The sequence below is a fragment of the Candidatus Hodarchaeum mangrovi genome (genome assembly GCF_975850365.1).
This window is the reverse complement of record NZ_CDLCQJ010000053.1, coordinates 1-11,210: the sequence shown is the minus strand read 5'-3', so window position 1 is coordinate 11,210 and position 11,210 is coordinate 1. Positions and strand designations below refer to the sequence as shown.

The 11,210-nt window shown below is 33.1% G+C and carries 11 protein-coding genes; 5 read left to right on the top strand and 6 right to left on the bottom strand.

Annotated features, from left to right (window positions below; all coding sequences use genetic code 11):
- Window positions 1-313, top strand: a 313-nt coding sequence (locus ACWVCY_RS05470) for a hypothetical protein (RefSeq protein WP_455140952.1), incomplete at its 5' end; no start/stop codon positions are given.
- Here ACWVCY_RS05470 and ACWVCY_RS05465 read toward each other — a convergent pair.
- The 5 genes from ACWVCY_RS05465 to ACWVCY_RS05445 all read right to left on the bottom strand — a co-directional run bounded on the left by ACWVCY_RS05465 (window position 264) and on the right by ACWVCY_RS05445 (window position 5,692).
- Entirely contained in the window at window positions 264-971 is a 708-nt protein-coding gene (locus ACWVCY_RS05465; protein ID WP_455140951.1) for an HAD family hydrolase, read from the bottom strand. The genes ACWVCY_RS05470 and ACWVCY_RS05465 overlap by 50 nt on opposite strands.
- Window positions 972-1,005: 34 nt before the next feature.
- Entirely contained in the window at window positions 1,006-1,545 is a 540-nt protein-coding gene (locus tag ACWVCY_RS05460) for a hypothetical protein (protein WP_455140949.1), read from the bottom strand.
- Window positions 1,546-1,693: 148 nt separating this feature from the next.
- Entirely contained in the window at window positions 1,694-3,049 is a 1,356-nt protein-coding gene (locus ACWVCY_RS05455) for a TldD/PmbA family protein (protein WP_455140947.1), read from the bottom strand.
- Window positions 3,049-4,437: a TldD/PmbA family protein gene (locus ACWVCY_RS05450; protein ID WP_455140945.1), complete on the bottom strand. Its 1,389-nt coding sequence runs from the start codon at window positions 4,435-4,437 to the stop codon at window positions 3,049-3,051. Before ACWVCY_RS05450 ends, ACWVCY_RS05455 begins: the two co-directional genes overlap by 1 nt.
- 49 nt (window positions 4,438-4,486) lie before the next feature.
- The gene (locus ACWVCY_RS05445) at window positions 4,487-5,692 is read right to left on the bottom strand and encodes an MFS transporter (protein ID WP_455140943.1); all 1,206 of its coding nucleotides are present in this window, start codon (window positions 5,690-5,692) and stop codon (window positions 4,487-4,489) included.
- A gap of 558 nt (window positions 5,693-6,250) precedes the next feature.
- Between ACWVCY_RS05445 and def the strand changes: the two genes are divergently transcribed.
- From def to ACWVCY_RS05425, 4 genes are all read left to right on the top strand, one after another.
- On the top strand, window positions 6,251-6,760 hold the full coding sequence (gene def / locus ACWVCY_RS05440; protein WP_455140941.1) for a peptide deformylase: 510 nt from the start codon (window positions 6,251-6,253) through the stop codon (window positions 6,758-6,760).
- Window positions 6,761-6,769: 9 nt separating this feature from the next.
- Window positions 6,770-7,573, top strand: coding sequence for a nucleotidyltransferase domain-containing protein (locus ACWVCY_RS05435; protein WP_455140939.1), 804 nt, complete (start codon window positions 6,770-6,772; stop codon window positions 7,571-7,573).
- A 448-nt stretch (window positions 7,574-8,021) separates the two neighbouring features.
- Complete coding sequence (locus ACWVCY_RS05430; RefSeq protein ID WP_455140938.1) at window positions 8,022-8,651, top strand: O-methyltransferase; 630 nt, start codon at window positions 8,022-8,024, stop codon at window positions 8,649-8,651.
- Between the two features lie 392 nt (window positions 8,652-9,043).
- Window positions 9,044-9,421: a hypothetical protein gene (locus ACWVCY_RS05425; protein ID WP_455140936.1), complete on the top strand. Its 378-nt coding sequence runs from the start codon at window positions 9,044-9,046 to the stop codon at window positions 9,419-9,421.
- A gap of 264 nt (window positions 9,422-9,685) precedes the next feature.
- Here ACWVCY_RS05425 and ACWVCY_RS05420 read toward each other — a convergent pair whose 3' ends face one another.
- Entirely contained in the window at window positions 9,686-10,771 is a 1,086-nt protein-coding gene (locus ACWVCY_RS05420) for an MFS transporter (RefSeq protein WP_455140954.1), read from the bottom strand.
- Between the last annotated feature and the right edge of the window lie 439 nt (window positions 10,772-11,210).

Genomic DNA, 11,210 nt, shown 5'->3' with positions numbered 1-11,210 from the left:
TGTGGCTATTACTCAATTAATGCTTGAATCTATCAAATCACCATCTCCCATTATTGAAGTGGCTATGAAAAATCAATATAAAATCATGCTCGAATATAATTCCAACTTTTTAACCCTTATTTTAACCCCCAAGGGGGATTCATACCTTCGTAGTTCGTTAGATAATTTTTCTTATTCATTTGACAAAAATTTTAGTTCTATTATCGCTTCAGGTGAAGTTCATGATATTAACCTTTTTGAAAAAGGTGCACGAAGTATTTTGACTACCCGTTTTGGAATCCCGTGGCAGTTTCTTCCAGAATCTGAGAGCTAATCAAATCTAGTATTTCAGTTAATGATTTTATGTAAAAATAATCAATGGCCTTTCCTTTTGTGAAGTTATTTCTATCAAGCAGTACAAATGGAATACCTGCAGCTCTACTGGCCTCTCCATCTGTACTTAAAGAGTCACCAACAAATAACATATTTTTTGGTTCGATTCTAAGGATTCTCATAGCTTTGAATAACATTTCTGGATTAGGTTTTCCATTAGTGACATCATCAATCGTAAAAATAGGATGAACATGAGTTCTTAAAAATTGATTTTTAGTAACTATTTCTGATACTACCTTTTTTGGTGCATTTGAGGCAACACTTAAAGAGATACCCAATTCATGCAACATTTCTAAAACGTTCTGAGTTTCAGGGAAAAATTTAATTCGAGAAGTCATATATGTGATAAAATGCTCTTCTAAATAAGCATTGGCCCGTTCTACCTCTTTTTGCAGGGAACCATACTGTGGATAGTATTTTTCAATTAGAGCTGCAAGAATTGTAGGGTTTGAACGTACTCTAATGGTCTGAGCAATATCCAATGAGGGAATGATGTTATAGAAATGGTTGAACGTTGCAGTTATACTTTCATCCCATAGGGGTTCTGAATCAAAGAGTACACCATCAAGATCGAAGATAATACCTAATACTTGAGCCAAATCGTTCACCAAAAAGGATTACTAGCTACAGTACTCACTTCATCATCAGTAATAATTCATGTTTCTCTGGGTTAACCGATTTAATCATTTCTAATGCACGATTGATATCAAGATTTATCAAAGGAGACAAATGCTTTATCATATCATCTCTATCTTTGGCTTGTCGACTTAGGTCATAGAGGATCTGCCAGAGATCTTTTTCCATATACTTAACGATTTCTTTGCTATTAAAGCGAATGATGGGTTCATAATACTCTCGAAAAGTCTTTTCGGATTGGATGCCCTTTAAAGTGAAAAAAATAAACGAAAAAGGATCTTTCTTAATCTTGTCGACATCAAACTTCGCTATTAGCTCAATGTGTTTTTTTAGATGATCTGGATCATCAAATTTAATTAAATTATTGTATAATTTGGTCCAAATTTTATCTAGGAGAAGCTTTAAAGCTTCATTCTCTTTAATCTTAAATATTGGTTCATAGCGATCCTTAAAACCTTTTGGATTTTCAATCTCTTTTTTTGAAGTGAATATGTATAAATAAAAGTGTTCAGCTACTTTTTCTTTAAATTGCCCCATAGAAATCTAACAAATAGAATGAGCATAAAACTATTTGCTAAATAATAAATCTACATTGATGAATGGTTAGAACCTATCTTTAAGGAAAACCACGATATTATTCTAGGTACAAAGATTAAAATCCACAGAAAATTCTAAAATTATTTTCTTACTTCTTAAGATTATAGGAAAAATAGCACGCAGGTGTTCGTACGCCATAATAAGTATCTTTGGGTTCTTTTAAAAAGAATGCATCGGAAAGGACTTTATAAAAATTTCCTGCAATAGTGGTATCTTTAAGTGGGAATTTAAATTCCCCATTCTCAATGGCAAATGAAATTTTACAGACACCACTAAATTCGCCATTTTCCATATTTACATTCCCTGAAAAATCACCTATTATAGCACCTTCTTTAATATCTTGTATGCTTTCTTCTAAAGATAATTTTCCATCAACTTCGAGAAAAAAATTTGTCCCTGTTATATATGGACGAGAGGTATACCCAGAACGGGCAGAGTTACCAGTATTCGTGGTATCGAAGATATTTGAGTAGTAATTGTCAAATAAATACCCTTTCAGATAGCCTTTATTTGCTAAAATCGTTTTTTGTCTAGGAACCCCCTCTGCGTCAAACGTACTTGAGTATAAACCATTAGATAATCTTCCATCATCAACAAGAGTAAGATTCGAATTAAATACATAGTCTCCAATACGGTCAACAAAAGGAGAACGTTTATTGTGGATATTTTCAGCAGAAAGTGCTGAAATAAGGCCACGTCTACATAACATAGCAATTACATTAGGTTCTAAGAGAATTTCTCCTTTCATTTCTGGTATTTTTTGTGCTCCTAGATTTAATATGGTTTTTTGGGCTAAATCCTGACTAAAATCATCAAATTTATCTATAATGTTAAATCTCCGTGAGGTGAGAACATCCCAAATCCCACCACTTACTTCCTCACCTCTACGACAGTTTGCTCCTAAATTAAGTGTCACACGGCTACTTTTTTCCTGACAATTAACTCCATTTGTATTAATAATTCCTGAAAGTTCAGTTGTAAGAGAAAATTGCCCGCGAGTAGAAATTTCTATATTATTTTTTTCCCCAAATATCGTTATGGGTAGGATGACCATATTTATAGATTCTAAAATCGTTTCTGAAGAAAGATGAGCGATTTCTTTATCATATATTCCTTGAACAGGGGAACTTGATTGGGATAAAGTAAACCCTGACCAATTCGGATCTTCAGGACTTTTGTTAGCAATTTTAACAGCTATATCTCCAGTTTTCATCAATGTATTGATATTAGTTGAGTTGGAGTAAGTCAATCCTTTTTGTTTTCCCTTAACGACACGAAAAGTAAAACCTTGGGTTATTTCTTCTCTTTCTGATTTAATTGAGTTCTGTTCAATCGAAACGTGTAACCTTTTTGCTGCTGTAAAGTAAACCTCAGCTTCTAATCCTTGATTACTAATTCGATTGATAAGTTTCTCAGCTAAACCAGGGTAATCTGTAAAAAACATCAATTTTTTCCTCCAACATTAAGCTCAGTAAGCATAAATGGGCCTCCTCCTCCAGTAAAAGCTGTTTGGCCTTTTCCACAAAATCCTGCAAACCCCCGTTCGATTTGTTTACTTAAAAGTCGAGTTTTACTAAGAACATCTAATGCAATCCCCGAAATAGTCACAGCACGATAATATTTATCAGTTAACTCTCCTTTTAGAATTTCACGGCCTTGTTGAACACCAAACATAAATTCTCCAGAATAGTCTGCTTGCCCCATCCGTCTTCCTTCTAATAAGAATCCATTTGCAGTTTCTGCTATCATTTCCTCTAAAGATGAATCACCCCCTAAAATAACTGAATTAGTCATTCTTATTATAGGATCGTTATTATGCATAAAAGCTCTAGCATTTCCAGTTGGGATGGTTGAATATTCTGCTGCACTCTCACGATTATGTAAATGAGTAATTAATATACCTTTATCTACCATAACTGTTTTTTGAGCTGGTGTACCTTCATCGTCATAGCCAGGAAGCCAGCCAAATGAACCTGGATAAATCGCATCATCAAGAATTGAAATTTTATCATTGCAAATCTTTTTGTTTATCTTACCTTGTAAAACGGAACCACCAGTCACCAAATCGGCTTCATTGGTATGTCCAAATGCTTCATGAGCCAGAAGACGTGTGAGTTGTGGTCCAAGGATCACGGTATAATAACCCGAGGGAGCAAACGAAGCTTCAGTAAGGCGAACCGCGCGACTCCCAACTTCTTCAGAAAGTATATGGGATGAATCTTTCTCAAAAATTTCAAATCCTTTTGTTCCAGCCATACGAGAAGCTGCTGGGGATAAAATACCATTCTTTTTCGCTACTCCTGAAAGTAGCAGAGTTGTTTTTTGATCATGAAGTTCTAATTTTGTCCCTTCACTTGTAAGAATGAATTTTTGGTCTACTGTATCAAAATAATCTGCTGATGCTTGAACCATAAACTCATTATGTGTTCTAAGACTTTTCTCTGCTTCTAGACATACATCGATTTTATCAGTAATTGAGATTTCATTTGTGGGAATTCGGATGCTAGGTTTAACAATGTCTTCATTAATGGGAATTTCTGCAAGTGATATAAATCGTTTCTTAAAAGAATGGGAGTTTTTTGCAAGCTCTATACACTTCAAAAAACCTTGTTTTATTTCAGCAGGTGTAAATCCCTCTAATGTCATTGATCCCCAACTTCCATTAATTAAGGCTCGTAGTGATAATCCTTCTGTGATTCCGCTACTAACATTTTTGACAACTCCATTTTCTATTTGAATAGAGGTTGTATCACGAGTATGATATCGTGCTTCAAGATAATCATCACTCTTTATCTGTAAGCTATCAATAGCTGATATTAATCGATCTAGCATTTTCAACATTAAAAAAGGAATTTAATAAGCAATTAAATAATTATTCCCATTAAGGGAAAGAAATTTCCAATCGTGTTTTACCAATTTTTTCTAATCTTAAAAAAAGATATACAACAATAAGGGTTCCAAAGAATGTAATCAGTAGTAAAATTTGGAAATTAAGTAAGGAAAATAAGAAACCTCCAATCGCTGCAGTTGGAACCCATCCCATTCGTTGAATAAAAGTTAGAATTCCAAAATTAGTGGCGACTGCAGATTTGTCCACTTCAATAAAACTAAGAGTAACAGCTGGTCTCCAAAATGCAATACTTACTCCTAAAACACCACTAGCAATGACTACTAAGTCCAAGGCAAAGCTTGATGGGAAAGTAAAAGTGTAAAATAAGATCGAAATCCAACAGATCCCGACAAATTCTCCCATGAGAAGGCCAAAGGTTCTTCCAATCTTATCAACTAGATATCCTGCTGGAAATTGAAGAATAACAAGTAATAAGGATTGAATTAAAGTAATTTCTCCTAAAAAACTAGAATCTACATCAAAAACAAGAATTAAGACTCCATTAAGAATCGAAAGTGATAGTCCCCAAGCAAATGTGTCAATAATGAAAGCTAGTGCAGTTGTACCAGTAAATGGGTCAGTTAGAAATTGTTTAATTGGAATCCGTGCTTTTTTAAAATTAGGGTGAAGATCTTTCAAGAAGATAAAGTTAAACAATAAAGTGAAAAATAAGATAAGACTTCCAGATTGAAAAAGACCAAGCATTACCTCATCACCTAGAAGTTGGATAAATAATGCACCCAAAATACCTCCAATCGAAGCAGCGTTATAGATAACAGAATAAACTCTCCCTCGGTTGACTGCACGTGATGATTCATAGATGAGTCCTTGAAGAGGGGGATCATAGAATCCTACACCAATATTGAAAATAATAATCCAAACGACACTATAGTAAATATTACTAGAAAAAAACCCAATTCCAAGCATTCCAATGACATTAAATAATTGGCCAGCTAAGATGAGTTTCTTCCGTCCATACCAGTCTCCTAAATACCCAAAAAATAAAGGAATTACAGCAGAAAGAGTTCCTATGGATAATATTAGTCCTAAAATACTAGCAGCTTCTGAATCAGTGCCAATAAGTGCTATAATAAAGGGTTGGATATTAATTGCATATAAAATATTAACGTAACCCCAGAAAAAGTGCGTAACAATGAGTGTTAGAATATTTAAGTGCGGAAGGAATGATTTTTTCATGTTTAAGTCCCTTAAATCGATCAATTCTAGCTCCCTTAGACCAATTCATATAATTAACTAGAATGGCAATGGTTTAATGCATATATGGGCCATAAAAACTCGAAAAAGGATCTAATAATAGGTATACTAAACCTTTAATTACACGGGAAATGGACTTAATCATGTTACATGGGCAATCTGGAATCATCAATGTCTGACAATAACTTAATCAATAAATTTGTCATTTTAGGTGAAATCTCATATTTTCAGTCCCCAAATCCCCCATGAAGTGTCAATAGATTATTTCGAAGATTAAACTTGATTTATTTTACCCAAAAAATTAGCAAAATTCCTAATTTCTATTATTCTTCTGTGTACCAATGATAATTTCCTTTCTATAATTAAAGTTGGTCGTGATTTTCCACTAGTACTATTCCTATTAGGATTTTTATAAGGATATACAGTATGACTAATCGATGAATATGAGAGAAACTTGAATGCTTATAAAAAATGAAAAAATTTTTCTAAATTTTAAATCACATATAAATTAAGCAATAATTTTTAAAATGAAGGATCAAAATGCCAATAAAGCCTGTTCTTCTACTCGGTAATCCCCAATTACGTGAAATCTCTAAAGAAATCACTAAATATGATGATGAATTGGAACAAATAATCCTTGACTTAAGAGATACATTAAGTAATTTACAAAAAACCAAGAATATTGGCCGAGCATTAGCAGCTCCTCAAATTGGATATAAGAAAAGAGTTATTTATTTTAATCTCCCTGATAATGATTTTGCGATGATTAATCCCGTCATTCTCTTTAAAAGTTCTGACAAATTTCAAGTATGGGATAGCTGTTTCAGCTTTGACGTGGCTTTTTTTGTTCAGATATTACGTCATAAAGAAATTCAGGTGGAATTTATGACTGAGAATGGAAAACAAACTCACGTATATGTGGAAGATTTAGCGGAGCTGGTTCAGCATGAAATTGACCATTTAGATGGGATCTTAGCAACGGATCATCTTACTGATGTTTCCCAAATTATAATGCGAGAAGAATGGGAAGCTCGGTATAGAGGTGATTAGAGAAGCACTATGCTAAAGGAAGGGGTTATAATTCCAAATATTCTAGATTCCTTAGCAATAAAGGCTATGGAAGAAGATTTTTCACAATTAAGAGACATTGCCAGAACCGATTCTAATATCATTGGGCTTATCTTAGGAGGATCACGAGGAAAAGGTAAAGAAACCGAAAATTCAGATTATGATTGTTGGATTATAATTAAAGAGGAAGTATACGACGAATATAAGGAAAAATTAAACAATTTTAGTCCATATATTGACTTAGGAATCACAACACTCAAAAAATTAAGAGGATATGCTGAATGGGGGTCCTCTCTCTTCTGGGATAGATATAATTTTGCTCATATTACTCCAATGATTGATAAAACAGAAGGTCAACTCCAACAGATTATTGAAGAAAAGGGACTACTACCTTCAGAATTTGAATATGAATTTACCTCTTCAAATTTAGATGCTTACATAAACAGCGTTTATCGATCAATAAAATGCTTAAGAGATGGAAATGATATAGGATATCGATTGGATGCAGCAGAATCGATCTCTTATATGTTAACAGTATTATTTGCATTACATGGACGAATTAAGCCATATTCAAAATATTTATACTGGGAATTAGAGTCATTTCCACTCACGGAACTCCCTTGGACCCCTCAAGAGTTCATAAATATGATTGTTCGGATATTAGATTCAGGGGATTATTGTATTCAACAAAAAATCCTACATTATGTCAAACAGATCTCCCAAGCAAAAGGTTATGGCAAGATTTTTGAAGAATGGGAAGGTGAAGATCAATGGGCAATGAATTTTAAGCCATAATTTTTTATTTATTTCCCATACTTTTTCTCATTGTAATTAGGGATAAGATGAAAATAATCAAAAATACCTCGAAAATCGGATTTTGTTTAGCCCTAGTTGATATCAATGAGAGATCCATCGAAAATTAACTTATAAATAAGTCAAATTCTCCATCACCATAGATATTTTGGTATGTTTCATGAAGGGGGAAATTTCTTGAACTTTTATGTCAAGATATATAGAAAAAATTGTTCACTTCAGGCAAGAAGATTAGATTAGAGATATAATCCTTTCCTAAATCTCCAAATAAGAAAAAAACAAATACTTGCCTATCTATGGTTATAACTGAAATAAATCCCTCGACAGCTCTACATTTTCCTAGATGATATTGGTTCACTTGAGGAATAAAATTGAAACTTTCGAATATCCATTCAATAAAATTTTGAGTAAGTTATTTTTTAAGTTACCTATGCTACCTGAACAAGTTGAAAAAACATTAAGACAATTAGAAATATTAAGAGAACAGGAAATAAAAAGAGAAGAAATGGGTGAAATTTATACTAAAGAAAAACGATCATTAGCTATCCCAAGAGACGAAGGAAAGTTTTTATATCTTTTAGCTCGTAGTATGAAGGCTAAATTAATTGTTGAAATTGGTACCAGTTTTGGGTACTCAACAATTTGGTTGGCAGCTGCAGTACAATCCCATGGAGGAACAGTAATCTCTTATGATATATTACCAGAAAAAATTGAAGTAGCATCAAAATATTTGTCCGAAGCTGGACTAAAAGGGAATGTTGAGCTTGTTCTGGGAGATGCAAAAACATTACTTAGCCAAATATCTGAACCAGTGGATATTATATTTCTAGATTCGGATAAAGCAGATTACCCTGAGTTTATGGAGCTTGCAATCGACAAACTCCGTATTGGTGGGATCTTACTTTCTGACAATGTATTAGATTGTTTAGAAATCCATAAAGATGACCCAGAAGTATGTGAGGAAATCACTTCTTATTTAATTCAACATCCAAAAATTATGACAGTAACGCTTCCTTTCATACCTAATGGATTAGAAATGACTTTAAAAATAGCAGATTAGTTATAAAAAATTAGATTATTTGGAAAAAATCTATTCTATTACAAAGAAATATATTGACTTGACCAAAAGCCTAATACTATAGTATATAGATGGAGATCTCAAAAGAAATTTATTCAGACTAAAGATTATATTGTTCAATTGCTTTAGAATGATATATGAAGAACACATTGTAAGATTTCGAAGAATTTAATTTCGGAGAAATTCAAATGAACATGTCACATTGATTAGACTTAAATTTGTAAATACTGAATATCAATAATGACTTCTTTTAATCCTAAAATAAATTTTTATGCTTTTCTTATAGGCAAAAGGATTAAGAACTTGTAAGTAGTAGAATAAATTTATATTTTAGAACTCATATTTCTAAAATTAAAGAAAAATTTGTGATTAAAATGGCAGATTTAAAATTTATTGGAAGAATATTGGGTCTCATTGGTGGTATACTTATGATCGTCCTTGGTATTATTATTGTTATAAATAATATCTTGGATGAAGCAATTCTAGCCCTAGATCAGTTTGGAGTCGATTTAGGTTTGAATTTTGTAGGTGATGCTGTAGGTGGAGCAAATAGTTGGCTAGTGGCAGCAGCCCTAATGATTATCTTTGGTATTGTTGCTATTTTTGGCTACAAACAGCTTGCTGGAAAACCTAAAGGAGAACTCCTTGTTTGGGGTATTATTTATATCGTGGTTGGTATTCTAGGTGCTGGACTTGGTGGGCTTATAGTTTTACTGGGTGGAATTGTACTCGTAATTGATTATTTTCTTTAATTCCACTTTTTTACTCCTTTATTTATTTCAAGCGATTTTTTTTCCCTATCAGAAACTAATTCAATTGCCTTGATCTCTATTGGTAGTTCATCCACTTAAAGGCCATCCTCCTCAAGGCAAGTTACTTTAGGGAAAATTTTTCATTATCCTTAATTCGATTGAATCTGCCAAGCTTAATTTAGGATAAAAAGTTTGAAACCTTGAATTATATTCTTTAAATTGCTATTCGTGTTTTATTCAGTGATTAAGGGAGTCAATATTCTATTACAATGATAAATGCTGACTTAACCAAAAACCTAAGAGTGTTAAAGCAGTGACAATTGCAGCAACTATCATAATCTGAATATAACCTCCTCCCAAAGCAATTATCATTAAAGCAATTAATGGTCCAAAAATCCCCGAAATAGCTAGCGTGCTAGTTAATATTCCAGCAGAGCTAGATTTATCAAAATCACTCTTCTCAACTGAATATCTCAAAGTCCCAACATATGTAAACGCCCAAGATATTCCTAGAACTATTTGGGTAGGAATAATCCCCCAATAGTCAGTTGTGAGGGTAAAAGAGAAAAACGAAAGCGCTGAAAAAATAAGTCCAAGATATATCATAAGTTTACTAGGAATCTTATCAGTATAGTATTGCATAATCATGAATTGAGTCAAAGCATTTGTAGTCTGGATAATTGCAATCCAAAAGGTGTTTGCTCCTAAACCGAGTAGGAATAAAGGCCAGAATGTCCAAATGGACTGAGCAAAGCTATGTCGAATTGCAAGAGTTAAATATGCACTCTTTCTATGCCAAAAAACTTCAAAAAATGATTCCTTAGTTAAATTGTTTTCATGAGATCCCCCTAATAACTTTGAATCTTCTCTAATCGAAAATGCTAAAATAGTAGCTCCTCCTAAAGCCAAAATCCCAAAAATAAAGATCGCAGGTACCCAGAAAAGACCTAAAACTCCACTAATTAACACCCCGGAAGCCCAACCAAGGGATCCAAACGATGAAAAATTACCTATTTTTTCTCCCTTGTCAGATACTAATGCAACAAGGGATGGAGGAAGAGCACCAAATCCCAAACCAGTCATAATTCGTGAAATAGCAAACCATGTTTTTTCTGGAATCAGTAACCCCGAAATCGTTATCATTCCAGTAATTGAACCAAAAATTATGAATAGTTTTCTGTTAGCAAATTTATCCGATAAACGACCAGTGATTAACCCTGAAGAAAAGGCAATCAATGCATAAAGAGCTGCTATGGCAGCGATTTCGGGATCAGTTAGACCTAACTCTTTACCCCAAAGTGGTACAAATGTAAAAGCCGATAATGTGGCTAAATTTGCTAAATAATTGATAAGATCCTCAGAAGAAAGCTTGACATGTTTTAAAATCGTGTTTCACCATATATTTTACCACCACTCCTTTTCTAAAAAAATCTTTTTTGATAAACAAGTAGTTAATATCTTCAAATTCCTTTAAATTATTTGTTGCTAGATTGGATTTTGTCATAATTTTATTAGACTAATTTAGTATAATTATAATGTAAGACCCAAGATCTAATAAAGAAAATATAAAATCCTTACATAAATTGTAAAAATACAAAGACGTGAAAATACATGGTAGAAATAGATCACGGGTTTACAACAGAAAATAAATATGCAATTGCTGGAACTTTTACCGGAGGGTTATCAAGTAAAGGCTATAGATTGTTTAAATCAGGAACAGACGATTCATGGTATTGCGTTGCGAAAGTTTATGCGGTATGTCCCGAATCCAAGACAGTAGAGGGGGATC

What these genes read in the sequence shown, in the direction of transcription:
- ACWVCY_RS05460 (WP_455140949.1), bottom strand. Translation starts at nt 1,545, where the DNA reads ATGGGGCAATTTAAAGAAAAAGTAGCTGAACACTTTTATTTATACATA.
- ACWVCY_RS05455 (WP_455140947.1), bottom strand. Translation starts at nt 3,049, where the DNA reads ATGTTTTTTACAGATTACCCTGGTTTAGCTGAGAAACTTATCAATCGA.
- ACWVCY_RS05450 (WP_455140945.1), bottom strand. Translation starts at nt 4,437, where the DNA reads ATGCTAGATCGATTAATATCAGCTATTGATAGCTTACAGATAAAGAGT.
- ACWVCY_RS05445 (WP_455140943.1), bottom strand. Translation starts at nt 5,692, where the DNA reads ATGAAAAAATCATTCCTTCCGCACTTAAATATTCTAACACTCATTGTT.
- def (WP_455140941.1), top strand. Translation starts at nt 6,251, where the DNA reads ATGCCAATAAAGCCTGTTCTTCTACTCGGTAATCCCCAATTACGTGAA.
- ACWVCY_RS05435 (WP_455140939.1), top strand. Translation starts at nt 6,770, where the DNA reads ATGCTAAAGGAAGGGGTTATAATTCCAAATATTCTAGATTCCTTAGCA.
- ACWVCY_RS05430 (WP_455140938.1), top strand. Translation starts at nt 8,022, where the DNA reads ATGCTACCTGAACAAGTTGAAAAAACATTAAGACAATTAGAAATATTA.
- ACWVCY_RS05425 (WP_455140936.1), top strand. Translation starts at nt 9,044, where the DNA reads ATGGCAGATTTAAAATTTATTGGAAGAATATTGGGTCTCATTGGTGGT.